The organism is Paraglaciecola sp. MB-3u-78 (assembly GCF_002835935.1).
GTDB lineage: Bacteria > Pseudomonadota > Gammaproteobacteria > Enterobacterales > Alteromonadaceae > Paraglaciecola.
In genome coordinates this window covers 944,809-965,166 of the sequence record NZ_PJCF01000004.1, presented here as the reverse complement: position 1 = coordinate 965,166, position 20,358 = coordinate 944,809, and the positions used below count along the sequence as shown (strand labels likewise).

Annotated in this window: 12 protein-coding genes and 2 pseudogenes; 11 read left to right on the top strand and 3 right to left on the bottom strand. The window is 41.8% G+C overall.

Going from position 1 to position 20,358, the window contains the following annotated elements; all coding sequences use genetic code 11:
* The first annotated feature begins 95 nt into the window (after window positions 1–95).
* The 4 genes from CXF95_RS11055 (at window position 96) to CXF95_RS11040 (ending at window position 6,896) form a co-directional block, all read left to right on the top strand.
* Window positions 96–3,404: an FG-GAP-like repeat-containing protein gene (locus CXF95_RS11055; RefSeq protein WP_232787769.1), complete on the top strand. Its 3,309-nt coding sequence runs from the start codon at window positions 96–98 to the stop codon at window positions 3,402–3,404.
* A gap of 2 nt (window positions 3,405–3,406) precedes the next feature.
* Complete coding sequence (locus CXF95_RS11050; RefSeq protein ID WP_101198718.1) at window positions 3,407–5,434, top strand: multiheme c-type cytochrome; 2,028 nt, start codon at window positions 3,407–3,409, stop codon at window positions 5,432–5,434.
* A gap of 939 nt (window positions 5,435–6,373) precedes the next feature.
* Window positions 6,374–6,646 carry a type II toxin-antitoxin system Phd/YefM family antitoxin gene (locus CXF95_RS11045; RefSeq protein ID WP_101198782.1) on the top strand — a complete coding sequence of 91 codons (273 nt, stop codon included), beginning with the start codon at window positions 6,374–6,376 and terminating at the stop codon, window positions 6,644–6,646.
* Window positions 6,627–6,896 carry a Txe/YoeB family addiction module toxin gene (locus tag CXF95_RS11040; protein WP_101198717.1) on the top strand — a complete coding sequence of 90 codons (270 nt, stop codon included), beginning with the start codon at window positions 6,627–6,629 and terminating at the stop codon, window positions 6,894–6,896. The genes CXF95_RS11045 and CXF95_RS11040 overlap by 20 nt, the downstream gene beginning before the upstream one ends.
* Window positions 6,897–6,910: 14 nt before the next feature.
* Here the strand turns inward: CXF95_RS11040 and cysZ are convergent, their stop codons facing one another.
* Window positions 6,911–7,633 (bottom strand): sulfate transporter CysZ, encoded by a 723-nt coding sequence (gene cysZ / locus CXF95_RS11035; RefSeq protein WP_101198716.1) that lies wholly within the window; start codon window positions 7,631–7,633, stop codon window positions 6,911–6,913.
* 196 nt (window positions 7,634–7,829) lie between these two features.
* Here cysZ and smc point away from each other — a divergent pair, with 196 nt between their 5' ends.
* The 5 genes and pseudogenes from smc to CXF95_RS31430 all read left to right on the top strand — a co-directional run.
* On the top strand, window positions 7,830–11,318 hold the full coding sequence (gene smc / locus CXF95_RS11030) for a chromosome segregation protein SMC (protein ID WP_101198715.1): 3,489 nt from the start codon (window positions 7,830–7,832) through the stop codon (window positions 11,316–11,318).
* A 52-nt stretch (window positions 11,319–11,370) separates the two neighbouring features.
* On the top strand, window positions 11,371–12,786 hold the full coding sequence (gene zipA, locus CXF95_RS11025; protein WP_101198714.1) for a cell division protein ZipA: 1,416 nt from the start codon (window positions 11,371–11,373) through the stop codon (window positions 12,784–12,786).
* A gap of 90 nt (window positions 12,787–12,876) precedes the next feature.
* A complete protein-coding gene (gene ligA / locus CXF95_RS11020) occupies window positions 12,877–14,916 on the top strand; it encodes an NAD-dependent DNA ligase LigA (protein WP_101198713.1) in 2,040 nt (679 codons plus the stop codon).
* A gap of 18 nt (window positions 14,917–14,934) precedes the next feature.
* Window positions 14,935–15,249: pseudogene (locus CXF95_RS11015) on the top strand (DUF3392 domain-containing protein); the annotation flags it as partial.
* Window positions 15,250–16,060: 811 nt separating this feature from the next.
* Window positions 16,061–16,701: pseudogene (locus CXF95_RS31430) on the top strand (GMC family oxidoreductase); the annotation flags it as partial.
* Here the strand turns inward: CXF95_RS31430 and CXF95_RS10995 are convergent.
* Window positions 16,619–17,296 carry an FAD-dependent oxidoreductase gene (locus tag CXF95_RS10995; RefSeq protein WP_232787765.1) on the bottom strand — a complete coding sequence of 226 codons (678 nt, stop codon included), beginning with the start codon at window positions 17,294–17,296 and terminating at the stop codon, window positions 16,619–16,621. The pseudogene CXF95_RS31430 and the gene CXF95_RS10995 sit on opposite strands and share 83 nt — an antisense overlap.
* 77 nt (window positions 17,297–17,373) lie before the next feature.
* On the bottom strand, window positions 17,374–18,420 hold the full coding sequence (locus CXF95_RS10990) for an AraC family transcriptional regulator (protein ID WP_101198711.1): 1,047 nt from the start codon (window positions 18,418–18,420) through the stop codon (window positions 17,374–17,376).
* 180 nt (window positions 18,421–18,600) lie between these two features.
* Here CXF95_RS10990 and CXF95_RS10985 point away from each other — a divergent pair, with 180 nt between their 5' ends.
* A complete protein-coding gene (locus tag CXF95_RS10985; RefSeq protein WP_101198710.1) occupies window positions 18,601–18,921 on the top strand; it encodes a 2Fe-2S iron-sulfur cluster-binding protein in 321 nt (106 codons plus the stop codon).
* Between the two features lie 21 nt (window positions 18,922–18,942).
* Window positions 18,943–20,274: a cytochrome P450 gene (locus tag CXF95_RS10980; protein WP_101198709.1), complete on the top strand. Its 1,332-nt coding sequence runs from the start codon at window positions 18,943–18,945 to the stop codon at window positions 20,272–20,274.
* Window positions 20,275–20,358 lie beyond the last annotated feature (84 nt).

Genomic DNA, 20,358 nt, shown 5'->3' with positions numbered 1-20,358 from the left:
GCCAGCAGCAGAGTTTGCAAATACCTCCCTATATTTCGCTCACTAAGAACAGTGTTGAGCATGCTTCGTTAAACTTGGTTTTTAAGGAAAGTTCATTGAAATGGGGCTTAGTTGCCCAGCACCGCCAATCATCTCAGTATTTATCTTCTTTTGTCGAGACGCTGGGTCCTGGGGTTTGTGTTCTTGATGTAAATCAGGACGGTTGGATGGATGTATTTGTGATTGGTGGCAGTGGTTTTACCCGAGAATATGGTAAGCAGGCTTGGTGGCACAATATCACAGGGAATCGCTTATTTCTAAATGAACAGGGGAGGTATTTAACGGATATAAGTGCGGCTTCGGGCCTTAATGGTCTTCAGGTGGGAATGGGCTGCGCGGCAGCTGATCTCGACGCTGATGGTGATACCGACTTAATTGTGTCGGGTATTGGAGGGCATTTTATTTACTCAAATGATGGTGGTGGCGGGTTTAAAAAAATAGACAGTACAGCACTTTCAAGTGAGGGTGAATGGGCCACACAGGCCACTTTTGCAGACGTGAATAATGATGGTTTACTGGACATTTACGCCACAAATTTTGTTAAGTACCGAAAAGGAGCCAAAACCCTTGAGAAAAATCAGGGCTTTGTGGCTGATAAAGATGTTGATTTCGATCCAAGCTTATATGATGCCCAAGCCAATCAGCTTTTTATTAATCAGGGTGATTTTCAATTTTTAGATGTAAGTGGAGACTATTTTGTTAGCAACGCCCTCGGCCGCAGCCTTGGAGCCAGATGGCATGATGTTAACCAGGACGGTAATTTAGATATATTGGTCTTGAATGATTTTGATAGCGCAAACCGGCTGTATCTTAATAATGGAAAAGGCAATTTTTCGGAAGCGAAGGATACCTTCAGAGCATTACAAATTCCGGGCAGCAGGGATGTGCTTATAGGTGACCTGCTTGGCGACGGCCACAATGAATTATATTTCACTCAAGGTGCTGGAATACGCAATACATTTCTAAAACAGCATATAGATGGACAACGCCAATCATTTAACGAGCAGTCTGAAGTCGTTAAACTCTCGAAAAAAGAAGCCATTTATGCTAGCGATTGGGGCACTGTAGCCGCTGACATGAACAACGACGGCGCCGACGATATTTATATTGCTGCCGGTGGAAGTAACCCCGAAGCGGACTCGCAACATGTTAGCCAAAGGCAATCGAATAGATTTTATTTGAATGCTGGGGATGGTTCTTTTATCGCCTTCTCTGGGGAAGATCCTAAGGTTACAGCTATGTCATCCCGAGCTGTGGTAACGGTGGATCTAAACAACGACGGTCAGTTAGAGTTATTAGTCGCCAATAACAATGATGCCATACAACTTTTTGAAGTTGAAAATACCAATAAACAACATTGGCTGGGAATATCAGTCGTTGCTGGACAACATTGGCAGGGTGCGAAAATCAGGGTACGTACCGCCAATACTGAACAAACTAAAATCCTTTCTTTTAAGCAAAACCTTTTTTCTCAAAGTGATCCACGGATACATTTTGGTTTGGGTCAGGAAGATCATATTGTAGAGCTGACATTGGAGCTAGAAAAGGGGCCAGAACTAAGTTTTAGCGACCTGCAAGGCGACCGTTACTATCAGCTTTTCCCCGAGCAGAACCTTATTAAGCCATTGGATGTTATTCTCGAAAAATCGACCCTGGTTTCTGGATTTGCAAAGGCAGGCGAACAAGACTTAATAAATTGGGCCAGACTGTTTCTTAATGCCGACTTGAGCGCACAATCTCATCTATCAGCGCTATGGTTGGAAGCAACACTAGAGGTAAAAAAACGTATTTTGGCTATGTTCGCAGAAAACACCGAGCTTAAGCCACACTATGTTGTGTTCGATGCACTTCGAGATCCAGTTCTAACAGTAACTGCAATTAATATACTAAAAAAACAAGAGCTTGAGTACAGCATCTCCTGGTTGATCCCGCTTTTGTCAAACACTGATCACAATATCGCCTGTGCGGTTGCTGATACTTTGCGTTTTTTCTTTGATCAAGAAGAAGCCGTGGTATACCGAAAACAACTGACAGTGGCACCTATGCTGAAGTTATTACCACAAGCCCAAGATGAAACTAAAATATGTATGTTAAAAGCACTTGCTGCTGCGGAGAATAAACGTGCGGTGCCAACGTTAATTGCTTTGTTAAATGACTTAAATAATAACAAGGTAGTGACTGAAACCATCAGAGCCTTAGGCTTGATACGCGATACCAGAGCCGTTAAACCGATATTGAGGGTATTACAGCAAAACACCTCCGCGGATACTGCGGCAGCTGCATTTATTGCCTTGTCTAGGCTTAATTATAATGAACTGGAAGCTACAGTGTCTGCGTATTTTAGCCTGGATAAGCAACTAGGTAGTGGGGCTAAACAAGGATTACTGTTATCGCATCTCGCAGCAATACAAAAACTGTATGAAAATAGCGAGGCTATAGTGCTGCCCACTGAGTGGTTGTTTCGGGTGAACACCTTCCTTGCGCAAAGCATAAATACCGATAGTTCACTAGCTATTTTAATTGAGCACCTGAAAACCCTGGCTGCCAGTCAAAACCAGGGGTTTTATGCGATGGCCCAAGTCTATCTGGATAACGTCAATCCGTTTATACACGAACAAGCGTTTCAAACGCTACTTCAACTGAGCAATTCGCTGCAAGCGAGCTCACTTGAAAACCTGTTGCTCCTTGAGTCCTTAAACACGCAACAGAATATTTTGCGGGGCTTAGCGGGCAAGTACAGATTTTCTCCATTTTTTGTAAATAGTTTGGTAGAAAAATATTTGCATGATGAAACTGATCAGCATTCTACATTGGAGCTTGCGGGTTTGATGTCTTCACAAGAACTAAGCACTTTTGTTTATTCACTGCTAGAACGTGTGCCGGACAGCGCCCAAATTGAAATATTAGGTTTTGCATCTATCCTGAAGGTATCACTAAAACGTGTACCAAAATCGCTATTAAAGCCCAATGGCGGGGAGTCTGGATTGGCTTTTCTAATCTGGTATTACCAACATCTTGGCTCAGTAGCTAACAACAAGGATGAACTGGAACTGCGGATAAAACTTAATAGCGTTATTTATGACAATAAGATAAGGCAGGCAGATAAAATTTATTTGTTAAAACTTGCCGCAACCAAAGATCCTTACGTCGCCAACCAGTTTTTTGACTATTACAAGGAGCAATTGAGTACTAATGAGATATTGGACATTATTGATAGCCTACCCTATAGCTCAAGGAGTAAAAAACTGGTGCAATATGTGGCAACTGTGTTGGAAAAAAAGACCAGCAGTCGAGCTCAAAAATTGTTTGCCTCAGTCATTCTTCCTGCTAAGAGCACTGCACAAGTGCTGCAATACCTGCGGTGACCATGTTGAATAAAATAGATATTCTGCTGTCGGAGCGAAGCTTGGCTAAATGGGTCAATATGTTACTTTTGGCGGCGATTTTAACTGGCCTGTCAGCGATTGTTGTCAGCACACATAGTGTCTGGTCTCAATGGAATTTACTACTTCATGTATTGTCCGGTGGCGCATTTTCCTTGTTTGTTTTGCCCTACTTTTATTTTCACTTTCGCAGGACTTTAGGGTTCAGGCGAGCTGGAGTCTTGTCTAGTGGCTTATTGTTGTTGTTATTGTTTTGTTTTGCGGCGGCGTCGGGTTGGCATATGGTCTACTACGGCCAGTCAGAAAAGCTTGGCTGGATATTTGATGTTCATCTCATTAGTTCGCTCAGTTTTTTTAGTATACTCATCCTGCACATTTTTCTGCATATTAAGTACCTACCCATTCATCGCAGAAAATCAGAGTTGGGGGTGTTTCCTAGTATCACTAAGGGGTCTGGAAAATGGCTGCTGAAAATAAATGTAAGTCTACAAGCACTGGTTCTTATCGCCACTCTGTTATACCCAACGCCACTAGTACCTGTAGCGTCAGGCCCTGTCGTCGATAATTATGAATACAGCTATGGTGAACACCCGTTTCGGCCCAGCCAAACGGAAGTCTCACACCGGGGCTTTGTGGCTGAGGAAGATATCGGTAATTCGTTTTCATGTATCAATTGTCATCAGGAGATCGGTCAGCAGTGGATTGCTTCTATGCACCAGCAAGCGGCATCAGATCCCGCTTATGTCACCAATATTACTTTAATGGTTGAAAAAAAAGGCATTGCTGCATCACGCTATTGTGAAGGTTGTCATGCACCAATTGCTCTCCTTAGCGGACAATTATCAGTCGGTGGAAAACATGGGGGGATTAGTGGCACTTTGGCAAATATACAGGGGATTTCTTGTATGAGTTGTCACGGCATCCAGTCCTTGCCACACATAAAAGGAGTGGCGAGTTATGAATTTACCCCAGCCACCCGTTATTTATTCGCTAACAGTAAAATTCCGCTATTGCAGGTATTGCATGATCAATTATTAAAAATGGATCCGAGCCAACACAAAAGAGATCTTGGCAACCCAATACTTAAAGATCCCAAAGTCTGCGCGACCTGTCACACCCAATTTATGGATAAGGATATGAATGATTGGGGATGGGTAAAAATGCAGGATGACTATGGGGCATGGGCGGCTAGTCCATTTTCACAGCACCAGGCGGGAAATTTTGCTAGCGAGAGTTACCTAAGATGCCAAGATTGCCATATGCCTTTAGTAAGCTCCAACGATCCTTCAGCCAATGCCAGTGGCTTGGTGCGTGCACATCACTTTCCGGGGGCAAATACCTTTCTGCCATTAATGAGGGGTGACACTAAGCAATTCGAGGCTACTAAGGCATTTTTACAGGCTAACAAGATTAGGTTGCAAATCGATCCCCCTCATCGCAAGGATACCATTCAATCTTTACAATTTATTGACGAGTCAATTAGGAATAGTGAAGAGGCGTCGTATTTTTACTATTTGGGTGAAATGGCAAAAATAGAGGTCATTATTAGTAATAGTGGTGTTGGGCATAATTTCCCTGGGGGCACCATAGATATCAATGAGGTATGGGTTGAATTTAGAGTAAGCGATTCCGCTGGCGACATTGTTTATACCAGCGGTGAGATCGATATAGATGGAGAGGTGGATCCAGAAGCCTATTTTTATCGCTCCATGCCAGTCGATAGGGCCGGTATGTTGGTGTGGAAACATGACTTATTTAACCGAGTGGGGGAAGCGTTTAGGAGGGTGATCAAAGCGGGAGAATCAGACATTGTGAAGTATCAATTTGTGGTTCCATCCTGGGTGAGATCGCCGCTGACAGTATCCGCTAGAGTTCGCTATCGAAAGCTAAACAATCGTTACGCTAGGTGGGCACTTAAGGATAAATATTTTGCTATCCCAGCTATTGATATGGCTTGGGACAGTTTGGAAATACCGGTCAAAATACGTAAAGAGGTAACATCGCACAATTAATTTTAGATAACCAAGTCCTAGCTCAGGATTAATAGGGAGTCACTTTGATCTGCGCCTCTTCTAAACTATACTCGATACCAAATTTATTGAACCGGGTCTACAATGAGCGATCCTGTTTCATGTACAACAACTTTTTGTTCTGATTAAAAGGTTCTGGACATTTTAGCAAGCGATAATTCACCGTCAATATTAACCCCACCGAAACGCCGTTATCAGAATTATTGGGAAATAACGAGCGTCAGCTGACTGACTCGTTTTAAGCAATGGTTAATTTAAAATTGACTATCCTTTAATGTTTAGATTATCAGTTAACAGACAGTCGACAAAATAGCTTTAAGGGCCGCAGTGAGAGATTTGTAACGCAAAATCCATCAATAAACTTATAGTAGCGCCAAAGGGAATATTAGCGCCATAGTCTCTGTACGACCCTATAGGGCACAAAAAAAAGTTGGCCAAGCAGCCTGTGCGGCAACAGAGTGAATGCGCGAGCCACAATCAGACCTAAAAATGCTGAGCCCATGCACAGTTGATGTGCTCGAACACGCCCCCGCCGAATGAAATAGATGCCGAGCAACACTCTGCAAAGGTTGCAATCATTAAACTGACCCAGAGAAGCCCCATAGCTTTTGCACAGGCGTGCTTTTGGTGCGCAGAAGTATTAACACTCTTAGAACAAGAGCAAGAGAGATAGCGCGAGATGGACGTGCACGAACCATGGCGCAACGAGAAGAGGATCTAAGGATGCATTTGACATAAAAGGCTAGTTCTGAGGAATGATCAGTGAGGTCTAACGCCGCAATTTACGGACGGAGTTGGATGACGAATTTTTTGCACTCTCTATGCACAAAAGGTCACAGCTCACGGAGTTCGGTAAGATTGCTTTGTTAAGGCCTTTTATCTATAATGTACGGTAATCCCGTACATTTAATTGGTGAAGATATGGAAACTGTAAGCGTAAATAAATTTAGAGACAACTTGAAAAGTTTTGTAGAACAAATAGTTGGTAACCATATGCCCCTTAAAGTGACAAGGCGTAGCGGCGATGACTTTGTAGTTATTAGTGCAGACGACTGGGAAAGAGAACAAGAAACCTTATATGTATTGCAGAATAACAGCCTCATGATGCAAATTGCTGCCTCAGCAAGTACACACGCAAAAAACGAAGGATACCAGCCAAGCAAGGAGGAACTAAGTGAGATCACTGGTCTTTGAGGGTGATACTTGGCAGGAGTATGAAAACCTACGGGAAAAAGATAAAAAACTACACAAAGTATTATGCCGACAATTAAAAGAGATGATCCGTGATAACCCGGCTGAAGGTATAGGCAAGCCAGAACTGCTAAAACATAATTTGACTGGTCTATGGTCTAGAAGACTTAGCCAGAAAGACAGGTTTATTTACAAATACAATGACGAGTATATTTATATTTTTGCAATCGGTGGGCACTACGACCAACATTAGGCCTTGACGCTTTGCTAAACCTGCTCTTTCAACTCATCGACCCATAAAGCCGTTGCACCACATACTGCTACTGGCATCACTAAAAAATTCACAATGGGGATCAGCGAAAATATACTGACTGTGATCCCAAAGCTAAAACTTTGAGTACGGTTGTCTTGTAATACTCGTTTCATATCTCTAAATGACACTTTGTGATTATCAAAGGCATAGTCACAATACTGAACGGCCATCATCCAAGCTGAGAACAAAAACCATATTACTTGTCCGAATACAGGCAATATAAAAAACAATAACAAAAAGCCGATGGCTCTTGGTATGTAATAGGTGAGCTTTGATAGTTCACGCCCTAATGTACGGGGGATATCTTTAAACACATCCAATAAACCACTATCGTCCATAGGTTGACCGGTTAGATGCTGTTCGACTTTTTCAGCTAATAATCCATTAAAAGGCGCAGCAATCCAATTGGCCAAAGTGCCAAATATTAATGCGAATATTAGTAAAATGGTGATTACGGCGATAGGCCAAATAATGTAGCTTAAGCCGTCTTTTAACCAACTCAACCAATCCCAATCGGGAATGAGATTTGTTAACCAAAGAATACTGCTGCTGATTTCACCAAATAAATAGTAAAAACCCGCAGAAAACAAGATAAGGTTAATGGCCAACGGGAAAAACACGAAGCGTTTCAAACCTTTGGTGGTGATTAATCTAAAACCTTGAAAAAAATAATCCATATGACACCTGTAATGCTGGCTGTTTTTGATGTTTCAACTGAATGAAAAACACCCTTTTTCTTTAAAATAAGATTGGGAAGTATACGTAACTAGAGCAAAGGGTCAAAACGTCAATTGTTACACATGATGACTTTTGGTACATTCAACCTCTGGAGCAAAAAAATAATAACAATTTTCGGAATGATTCCATCTTTATATGCGCTTAAAAAAAATCAAGTTGGCTGGGTTTAAGTCTTTTGTTGACCCAACCACTATCCCTTTTCCAGATGATATGACGGCGGTTGTCGGGCCTAACGGCTGTGGCAAATCCAACGTGATTGATGCTGTGCGTTGGGTGTTAGGTGAAAGCTCTGCAAAAAATCTCCGTGGCGCTTCCATGACAGACGTTATTTTTAATGGTTCCACTGCCCGTAAGCCTGTTTCACAATGTAGCGTTGAATTAGTGTTTGATAATTCATCAGGGCGTATTCAAGGTGAATATGCGGGTTACAACGAGTTGTCGGTTAAACGTATAGTGACTAAAGATGCCCAATCCAGTTACTTACTAAACAACACAAAATGTCGCCGCCGTGACGTGACCGATTTATTTTTAGGTACAGGTTTAGGACCCCGTAGTTACGCGATAATCGAACAAGGTATGATTTCCCGTTTGATTGAGTCTAAGCCTCAGGAGCTAAGAATATTTATTGAAGAAGCCGCGGGTGTTTCTAAATACAAAGAGCGGCGCCGAGAAACTGAAACCCGTATTCGACATACTAAAGAAAACTTAGAGCGCCTCGAAGATGTTCGTGGGGAATTAGGCCAGCAATTAGAAAAACTACAACGCCAAGCCACTGCCGCTAAACGTTATAAAGAGCTCAAGCAAAATGAGCGCCGTTACAAAGCTGAATTAGCCGCTATTCGCTGGTTACAGCAAAGTGCAAAAATTGAGACGCTAGAATTAGCTATCGCCCAAAAAAATGCCGATATCGAAGCTTACGTGGCCACTCAGCGTAATGAAGAAAAAGACATTGTTGAATTTAAACAACAGCAACAAGATTACAAGCAACAGCTTAATGATATTCAGCAACAAGTGTTTAGAGTCAGTACCGATATTACCCGTATCGAACAGAATCAAATTCATACCAAACAAAGACGTCAGCAAATTGAGCAAGAATCTACTGTCCTGCAAGTTGCTGTTACTGATAATGAAGCCCATCATCAGCAGAACCTTGAAAAAATTGACGTGTTATCAGAACAGCTATCATTGGCTGAGCCAGAAAAACAATTATCCGAAGAGCAGGTAGAGCAAGCACAAAGTGTATTGCTTGGAGCGGAAGAGCAGTTTAGCCAGCAACAACATCAATGGCAAAAGCAAAATCTTGAATTTAATCAAGGTAAACAACAAGCCCAAAGTTGTCATGGCAAAATTCAGTCTTTAATGTCTATGCAAATGCGTACTGGACAGCGTATTGGTGAGCTTAAAGATGAGCTAAATGAAGTTTTGGATGATGGACTAACTGCAAAGATAGAAGCTTGCCAAGAAGAAATTTTGATCCTTGAAGATCAGACACAACAAAGCGCTGAAAATGCAGTTCATAGTCTGTCTATACAGGAAAGTGCCCAGCTCAACTTAAAACACACTGCACACCACCATATGAAGGTAAGTGGGGATTTACAAAGTATTGAAGCCCAACTGGCAGCATTAAATGCATTACAACAAACCAATGATCTTGATGCTAGCTCACAAAAATTTATTCAAAAAAATGAGCTGAAAACTCAGCCTTGGTTGCATACTTTAGATATTCAAAATGGCTGGGAAGAGGCATTCGAAACTATTACTCAGCAATGGCAACATGCCATTGTGCTGCCAGAAAACACTAGCCAAGGTAAATTAGTTGAATTGTCTGGTTCAGCTTGGTTGTTTCAAGATAACTACACTGATAACAGCAGCGCCACCATGCCTGAAAAAAGCATAGCGACTAAATTAAATAACCACACTGTACCCAGTTGGTTAACCCATATTATGTATGCCACTGACCTTAAACAAGGGCTGGATATGTTAGCCGATTTAGCGAATTATCAAAGTGTTGTGACCCATGATGGTTATTGGTTAGGGCAGGGGTGGATGTTAGTAGGTAGTGCTGATCAGCAACAGGGGTTATTAAAACGCGCCAATCAAATTAAACAACTTGAAGCTCAACTTGAACTTGTCAAAAGCAACCTTTTAGATGCAGAGTCAACGGTAAGTGACGCCGAAGACAAGCTTGGTGTTGCTAAGCACAGTGCAGAAACTGGCAAGCAGCAATGTGAACATCTAAAACTCAATTTACAGCAAGCAAAGAATCAACAGCAATTACTGGCACAGCAGCAACAACAAAATATGGGCCGTAATACTCGACTATCCCAAGAATTACTGCGCCAACAAGATACCTCAGAAGAGGAACAGCAGCAGCTTGAAGAGTTATCAATGCAAGCAGAAGAGCTCGAACAAGCGGTCGAGTCGTTACAAGAGCAGCAAACTGAGTTTGAGCTAAACCGAGAGCAGCAACAGCAAAAAGTCTCTGATAGTCGCACTCAGCTAGAATCCACTAAAAATAAGTTACATCAATTTGCTTTGCATTTACAAAGTATACAAAGTCAATATCAAGGGTTAACCGCCAACCAGCAGCGAGAAGCACAACTTTTAAATAACATGCAACAAAAATTGGGCTTATTAAAAGCCGAGTTTGCTGAACTGGCTATGCCACTTGAAGACCAACAAGAATCGTTACAACAGTTGTTACAACAAAAAAACACTTTGGATATTCAGCAACAAGAGTTGAATGATAAACTAGCCACAATAGACGAAAAGTTAACCCTGTCTGAAAAAGGTCAAAAAGGTGTCACGGAGAAAATTCAGGTGATGCTGAGTGAATTGCAAAGCCTTAAACTTGATTGTGAAGGTTACCGGGTGAGAGCCAACGGTGTAATAGAGCAACTGCAAGAAATGCAGCAAAACCTTAAATCGGTGTTAGATACCTTGCCTGATGATGCAGATGAAAAAAAATGGCAATTCTTGTTAGATAAAACCATCACGTCTGTGGGTAAACTAGGTGCGGTGAATCTTGCAGCCGTTGAAGAATATGATGTTCAGGCTGAGCGTAAACAACATCTAGATGACCAAAATGATGATTTGGTTTCTGCTTTAGATATTCTAGAGCAAGCCATTCGTAAGATTGATAAAGAAACCCGCTCACGTTTTAAAGAAACCTTTGACCAAGTCAACGAAGACCTAAAACTGTTATTCCCTAAGGTATTTGGTGGTGGAACGGCTTATCTTGAACTAACCGACGACGATTTACTCGAAACGGGTGTGACTATTATGGCCAGACCACCGGGTAAGAAAAACAGTACCATTCATCTACTTTCTGGTGGTGAAAAAGCGTTGACCGCTTTATCATTGGTGTTCGCTATTTTTAGGTTGAATCCCGCGCCATTTTGTTTGTTAGATGAAGTGGATGCGCCACTGGATGATGCTAATGTGGTCCGATTTTGTAAGTTGGTGTCAGAAATGTCGAAAACAGTGCAATTTATTTTTATCACACACAATAAGATAGCCATGGAAATGGCAACACATTTAACTGGTGTTACAATGGCCGAGCCAGGTGTGTCACGTATGGTTGCTGTAGATGTTGATGAAGCCGTGGCAATTGCCCAGGCCTAAGCACAAAATACATACCCCTTTTAATGAATGATAAAGAAGTACGAGTAAGTTAATGGAAGCAGATGGTTTACGTTGGTCGTTATTAGTAATAGGCAGTTTGGTGATTGTTGGTCTTGCCGTTCACGGTATTTGGCTGTCCCGAAAAAATAGCGAGAAGAAATCAACTCCTAGCAAACATAAAAACGACCAAGAGTATCAGCCCTCCGGTTGGCAGTCTGATACTGATAGGTTTGACGAAGACGTCAATTACGAGAGCCGCGACACTGATGACGATTTGGATATCAAATTTGATATTGAGGGCGATGAAATTGCATCGGCTAAAGTTGCACCTGATATAGCTGACGCAACGTCAACAACAAATGATTTTGATGATTTGGGGGTAGGCGCAGTGCGAGTTGTATCTAGCGCCGAGAAAGGTAATGAGAATAAAGTTAGTGAGAATACACAGCAGACTCCCGAAACAAACACTCAAGTGGAGCCAGAAAAAACGCCATCTAGCAAAATTTATGCATCTGTTGTGACACAACCTAAGCCTGAGTATGCCGCGAAACATACCTCTTTATCAGCAGAAACCGTGACTATTTCACAGCAAGAAAGAGCCACATCAAACCATAGTCATACATCACCAAAAGTAGTCGCATCGCAGTTTTCAGGGGCTTCTAATCATGGCTCAAAAGATAATTATCAAGCGCCAGAACCTCCACCCTTTTTATTAAAGAAAGAAGTGCCAGAGCCTGAGCCTGTGCCAGAGAGTGTATGGGGCTCCAGAGATATAGCCGAGCAGCCAACTAAGGCTGATTCCCCTGCGGCCACCGCACAACAACAGACTGAGGATAAACCTCATGCTACTTTGGCTGAAAAACTTAGTTTGTCTGAACAAGCCCGTAATTTAGTTAAACTTAAAAAGGCGGATTCAGTTAGAAAACGCCGTGAGCCTAAGATGACTGAAGATCAAATGCGTATCGATTTTGATGATCAACCGACTGCTAAACCAGAGCAAAAAGAGGACTTAAAAACGCAGCCAGTAGAGTCAGAGCAACCCCAAGAGGTATTAGTGCTGAATGTTAAGTCGGCTGACGATAACCCTATTCCCGGCTCTGCGTTGCTGCCCATGTTACTCACTTTGGGCTTTAAATTTGGTGACCAAGATATTTTTCACCGCCATGTTAATTCAAATGGCAAAGGACCTGTATTGTTTAGTCTAGCCAACATGTTTAAGCCGGGTAATTTCGATATAGATAACTTAGAAAACTTTACCACTCAGGGCATTTCTTTATTTATGATTTTGCCGATTGAAGGTGAGCCTCATCAAGTATTTAATATGATGCATAATGCTGCACGCAAAATTGCTGAAGAATTTTCAGCACAAATATACGATGGAAAACGCACTTTGTTAACGAAACAAAGTCTGCAGCAATACGTGGAAAAAATTCGAGAATTTGAACGTCAGCGCTTATTAAGAGTCTGATCTACTCCACATTATTATGTTCTTTTTTATTTTGCCCTAGGAGCTGTATCTAGGGCAAAGCTCCACTTTCTCTTTTACTGGAATGCTTTTATGGCAGCCTCGCAAGATATTATTAAGCAACTCGCTTCACTTAAAACCACCATCTCAGAATATAACTATCAATATTATGTGTTAGACAATCCTAGTGTTCCCGATGCCGAATATGACAGGCAGATGAAAGCGTTACAGGCAATCGAACAAAAATATCCAGAATTATTGACGGATGATTCTCCAAGCCAAAAAGTCGGCGACATACCCTTACCTGAATTTGAACAGGTGGCGCATGAGGTGCCCATGTTGTCGTTGGATAACGTTTTTGATAAAGGATCATTTTTAGCTTTTGAAAAGCGCATGCAAGACAGGCTCAAAAACGATACTGAAATTAGTTATAGCTGTGAGCCTAAGTTGGATGGGCTGGCAGTCAGTTTGTTATATGAGCAGGGTAAATTGGTGCGCGGAGCTACACGTGGCGACGGCAGAATAGGTGAAAATATCACAGCCAACGTGCGTACCATTCGTAATATTCCGCTTATGTTACGTGGTGATGATTTTCCCGAGCGTTTGGAAGTGCGTGGTGAAGTTGTAATGACCCGAGACGGCTTTGCAAAGCTCAACAAAACTCAGCTAGAACAAGATAAAAAGGCCTTTGCCAATCCGCGCAACGCGGCTGCTGGCAGCTTGCGACAATTGGACTCTCGAATTACCGCTAAGCGCCCATTGCTGTTTTTCTGTTATTCCTTAGGTTTAGTCGAAAACGAACAATATCCATTGGCAGATAGTCACTCAGCCAGATTAAAACAGTTAAGCGACTGGGGTTTACCTTTAAGTCAAGAATTACAAGTCGCCCAAGGGGCAGCAGCATGTTTGGATTATTACCAGCACCTAGGTGATGTTCGTGACTCACTTAATTACGATATTGATGGTGTTGTTTTTAAAGCCGATAACATTGAATTGCAGCAAAAACTTGGCTTTGTAGCCCGAGCCCCACGTTGGGCCATTGCCTATAAATTCCCCGCACAAGAAGAAATGACAGTGGTGCAAGACGTGGAGTTTCAAGTTGGCAGAACAGGTGCTATTACACCTGTGGCAAGACTAGAGCCTGTATTTGTTGGCGGCGTGACTGTGTCTAATGCCACTTTGCATAATGCTGACGAAATTCAACGCCTTGGTTTGAAAATTGGCGATACTGTGATTATAAGACGGGCAGGGGATGTGATACCACAAGTCGTCTCAGTGATTGTTGAGCAACGCCCTGAAGATGCGCGAGACATAGTGTTTCCAAAAACATGTCCAATCTGCGACTCTGCTATCGAAAAACTCGAAGATGAAGCGATAGCCAGATGTACTGGCGGGCTATATTGTGCTGCCCAACTTAAAGAGTCAATGAAACATTTCGCCTCCCGCAAAGCCTTTGATATTGACGGATTAGGTGACAAGATCATTGAGCAATTGGTCGACCAAAAATTAGTCAAAACCCCGGCTGATTTCTTCAAATTAGAGTTTATGCAAATTTCGAACTTAGAACGTATGGGTGAAAAATCGGCTGCCAACCTAATTCAGTCTCTTGAAAACTGTAAACAGACCACTCTTGCTAAGTTTATGTATTCCTTAGGTATTCGCGAGGTTGGTGAAGCGACTGCAGCTAACTTAGCCGCACATTACTGTGAATTGCATGCCATTAAACAAGCGGATATAGAAAGTTTGCAAGAAGTGAGTGATGTGGGCGCGATAGTGGCTCAGCACTTAGTCAATTTTTTTGCAGAAGATCATAATGTTCAAGTGATAGACGCGTTATTAACAGCAGGCATACACTGGCCTAAAATTGATAAAGTCGAGGTGGATGCCTTACCTCTTACAGGGCAAACCTTTGTATTGACGGGTACTTTAGATCAAATGGATCGAAACGCCGCTAAGTCCATGCTTCAATCCTTAGGTGCAAAAGTAGCGGGCAGTGTGTCCGCTAAAACCAGCTGTGTAGTGGCAGGTGAAAAGGCGGGTTCTAAATTGGCAAAAGCCGAAGCGTTAGGCGTTAAAGTGCTGAATGAGCAAGAAATGATGGATCTATTCGTTGAACTAAAAGGGTTTATTTAGACGGACTGGGTCCAGTCGGTATTCACTCAGCTTAGCCAATGGACACAGCCCTATTATAGTGAAATTGCCTTGACGATTTTGGCCACTATTTTAGTGGTGTATGGGGATGTGTTTAATAAACATATTAAACGTATGATCAGTCCTTACCATTTTGTGATCCGCACCTTAGTATTTGTGCTGGTCTGTGCTTTTGGTTATGGGTTGTTAGTGGTGTTTGCCACACCTTATTTAAAAATGCTTATACTCTTGATTCCTCTTATGTATCGGGGATTGACAGTTGTTTTGGTGTTTCTAATTTTAGGGTATTTGGCTGAGCATAGGCGGTATATCTAACTTAGCGTTATAAAACAAAGATTGGGGAGAGTGTTTAATGTTTGGTTTGTTTATAGTATTACTATTTTTTTTGATTTGGTTAGTCCCAATAATATTAGTCGCAAAATCAAATCGCACTCAAGGAGGCGAAAAAGTAGCGTGGGTATTATTGATAATTTTTGTTTCTTGGTTAGCCTGGATTTTCTATTTGTTGCTGGCGCCCTTAAAACAAAATACTGAAAATTCCAATATGCATCGATAACAGACAATATTCCCCTTTTTTAGTCAAAAGGAATAACCAAAACTATGCCCGCTTCATTTGTATTGGTTGTGAGGTAACACTTAAAGCATCAGTTAATGACTTTGGGTATCATTTAATTGTTACGAGCAGAGTTTAATTCCTGTCTGAACCTTCAAAATTTATATTTCAATAATATGCCTCAAGCTTTTGATTAATATCAGAACTCTTCATAAATGGTTTTAGTCAAGATGTTGAATAGGATCACGAATTAATTTCATGATGAAGAGCATTATTTTTTACCCCGTAAAAATAATGCCAAAACAATTCTCGCAGTTGTGTATTTATGGTGTTGCGATTTTCCATAATTTGTAAAGTTCGCATTTAAATGAAAAAAGGTGACTGTAAATGAATAATCCTCGTCGAAATCTGCTTAAAGGTATGGCGATAACCGGTGCAGCTCTTGGCTCTAATGTTGCTCTTAGTTTTGCTACAAGTGCATCTGAGTCCAAATCCAAATCATTGTCCCTAAAAGGCCTGCAACGGATATTACCTCACGCTGAACAAAAAGGCGTAGTGATACAAATGGAGTTATTTAATAGCAAAATTATCTTTGTTAATGCCTCGTCCTGTAATTCAGCTTGGTTGTTGATGAATTCGGCCACAGATGTATGGGAAGGTGGTTTTGGTTATCAGGGCTCAGCAAGCCGTCAAGGATGGGGAAGGGATGTCGCAGAAATGGACTTAGGTGCTAACCTAAAAGATGCCATAAGCGAACCAGGCCCTTGGACTATTGGTATGACAGCCTTTGGTGAGATGTTACCCGGACATAGCAATCGTATTTATTTGGATCCTAAGAAGACCGATAAATGGGGACTCCCCTATTGGCCATGGACGTTGCTATTCGAGATAACGAAATACGCATGCGTAAAGATATGCAGCAGGACGCCGTCGATATGTTCGAAGCGGCAGGTTTGACCAACGTACAAGGATTTGAAAGCGATTATTATCCTGGTTTGGGTATTCATGAAATGGGTACTGCGCGGATGGGCAGAGATCCTAAAGCCTCGGTACTTAACGGTCACAATCAGGTGTGGGATGCGCTTAACGTATTTGTAACCGATGGTGCATGTATGACGACAGCATCTTGTGTCAATCCTTCTTTGACCTATATGGCTTTAACCGCCAGAGCTGCAAGCTTTGCGGTAGATGAGCTGAAAAAAGGTAATCTTTAATTATGAAAAAACGTGATCTGTTAAAAATGATTGCCGCGGCAACAGGTACTGCATTTATAGGCTTACACAGTTTTGCCAATGCAAAGTAGTAAAAATAGCGGTTATTCCAAAGACGAAGTGGCATTTCTAGACCTATATACCCTGCGCCTACTATCAATAATTTAGTCTCGGGTGCTATATATTGCTTGATACGTTTTGCATCTTCCAAGGTACGTAAATAATGTACACAATCTAAGTCAGCACCTGGAACGCTTAACTTTCTGGCGCTTGTGCCCGTAGCAATTATTAAGTGGTCGTAATTAATATGCTCGGCGTTATTCATGGTCAGTCTTTTACTATTTCGGTCAATGTGTGTAACCGATATGCCTAACTTAAGTTCGCAATCCAGTTTATCGTACAAAACACGACTCTTAATGGGTAACTGCTGTTCGTTAATACTGCCTAACAAATAACCCTTTGAAAGCGGTGGACGTTGATAAGGTAGGTCAGTTTTATCGCTAATCATCACGATTTTGCCATCCCATTTACTAGCTCGCAATGCAACCACTGCAGCCGCTGCTGCGTGTCCCCCACCAATAATTAATACCGTTTTCATTATCATATTTCCTAATTATTGATTGATTTTCATAGATATTAAGATGCAGCTACAAGGATAAAAAAACTAATCACTGTCTATTCAAAATATGTTGATTTGAGTAGATCACGGTAATCATTTGGTGGACAGTGATACCAACGCTTAAATGCACGTCGAAAGTTAGCGCTGTCATGATAATTCAATAATCCCGCAATCGATTCGACAGACAGTTCCGTATCACGTAAATAATTCAGTGCCTGCTCAGCCATTATTTTCTCTTTTATTTGTCGAAAGCCGGTTCCTTCTTTTATTAAACGCCGCGCCAAAGTTCGCTTAGTAATGAACATCAACTCTGCGACAGCGTCTTCAGACAACCGCCCCGGAGGATAGGATAATATTAACTTTTTAACTTGATAGGTTTTTGAAAATGTATCATCAGGTAATTGCGACAACATTTGCTGGCATTGCTGTAAAGCAATCACATAGTTTTCATGGTTAGACGAAACGTTTTCAATATCTTTTAGAGCCAGAGGAATTTTTAAACAATTCCGCGCACAAGAAAACTCAACCGGGCAGGGGATAAACTCAGCATAGCGCTCAATATAATTAGGCGCGGCAAGAGAGAACTGTAAGTGGCCATCAAACAGCTCACGACCAAGCACAAATTCGATACAGGCTAATAACGACATAGACGCTGCATCCAATATAGTTCTGAACACTGTGTTATCGGCTTCGAGTTTCAAATCAAAATAACATTTTAACCAGTCCCCCGATTCCTCTAAACTCATTTCAATAAAACTCATTCGGGTCGGAATAAATTCTTGAAAAGAGCGAACAGCTGTCAATAACGTTGGACTACTGTTTGCCAGAAAACCTAAAGCACCATGAGTAGGTGGTGTTAATTTTTTGCCTAATCGAAGACCTATTGATTCATCTTTTGATATACGTAAACCGTTCATCACAATCTGAACTTGTTGGGCTGGCGTAAGCAAAGTGTCTTCACTCATCAATTGCGCTGACGTTAACGTGGTCGCAAATAATAAACGGCTTAATTCACGCTCTTGTAATTCAAGCTCACGAGCAATCAAGCGAGAGTAATTTGCGGGGATACTCGGAACCTGCTCTATAACTTGCGAACTCGACATATCAACAAATCATCATGACTGATAAAACATAGAAGTCAGTGTTATTTACAGATAGAAAATAGTCAACCAACAGTCAACTTATGACCCCTGAATGTCAAAATATGACCTCCCATAAAAATTCACAAAGATTACTATCTAGTCACTACATCAGATCAATAATGTTTGAAATTGGAGAGAAGCATGGGTCACATAACTTTCATAGAACACTCAGGGGAGCAACACACAACTCCCATTGAGGAGGGAAAATCCTTGATGCAAACTGCTATCGATAATGGCATTCCAGGCATTGATGCAGACTGCGGCGGTGTTTGTGCGTGTGGTACCTGCCATGTCATCGTTGATGAAACTTGGATTGACGCAGTTGGCGTTGCTAATGATGATGAAATCATGATGTTGGATTTAACCCCAGAAAAAGCTAAAACTTCACGTTTGTCTTGTCAAATTAAGACAACCGCAGCAATGAACGGCATGATCGTTCGCTTACCTGAATTTCAAATGTAGCTGCTAACAGAGGAATCCATAATGAACAGCTTAACCAATACTAGCGATGAGTCCGTTGCAACGTCTCCAATCCCCACAATGCCTGCGGTAGAATTTATCGAACAACCCATAGCTGACGTTTCCACTGTGGCGTTAGAAGATATAGATGTCAGTAACCCCTTTATGTTCCGCCAGAATAAATGGCAATCCTATTTTAAACGTCTGCGTGATGAGTGTCCTGTGCACTACCAAAAAAACAGCCCCTTTGGTCCTTTTTGGTCCATAACGCGTTTTGAAGACATTATGTTTGTTGATAAAAATCACACCTTATTCTCCTCCGAGCCCGTTATTGTTATTGGTGACCGACCCGCTGATTACATGCTCGACATGTTTATTGCAATGGACCCACCAAAGCATGATGTTCAGAGGCAGGCCGTGCAGGGTGCTGTTGCACCAAAGAACCTAGCTGAAATGGAAGTGCTTATTCGTGAGCGCACCGTTGATGTTTTAAACGACTTACCCGTGGGTGAAAGCTTTGATTGGGTCGAGAAAGTATCGGTAGAGTTAACCACTAGAATGTTAGCGACTTTGTTCGACTTTCCTTATGAAAAACGCCACAAGCTTCCTTATTGGTCTGATCTTGCTTCAGGTAGCCCAGAGATGACCGGCGGGATGATCCAAGCCGATGAGCGGGTTGCAGGTATCACTGACTTAATGACTGAATTTTCGCAACTTTGGCACACCAAAGCCGCGCAAAAAGCCGCAGGGGAGCAAGGTGGTTTTGACTTAATTAGCTTAATGCAGTCGAATGAGAATACTAAAAATATGGTCGACACTCCCTTAGAGTTTCTCGGCAATCTGGTATTGCTGATCGTCGGCGGTAACGACACCACACGTAACTCTATGACGGGCGGTGTTGATGCATTGAATGAATTCCCCCAAGAATTTGTCAAGCTTAAAAACGACCCCAGCTTAATTCCCAATATGGTGTCTGAGATTATCCGCTGGCAAACACCTTTGGCGCATATGCGTCGTATTGCCACCCAAGATGTTGAGCTTAACGGCAAGACCATCAAAAAAGGTGACAAAGTAGTGATGTGGTATGTGTCTGGCAATCGCGATGAACGGGTTATCGACAACCCCGACCAATTTGTGATCGATAGGGATAAAGCCCGTAATCATCTGTCGTTTGGTTTTGGCATTCATCGCTGTATGGGCAATCGGTTAGCTGAAATGCAGTTGCGAATACTATGGGAAGAAATATTACAACGCTTTGAAAATATTGAAGTAATAGACAAGCCTAAATATGTTCAATCTAATTTTGTTAAAGGTTATACCGAGTTAAGGGTGAAGCTTACGGCTAAAAACCACTAATAATTTTATGTGATCAATTTACATACTATGTTCAGACTTTTAGGACATTGCTCTGAACATATATGTTGATCTCTTGCCTTTGTA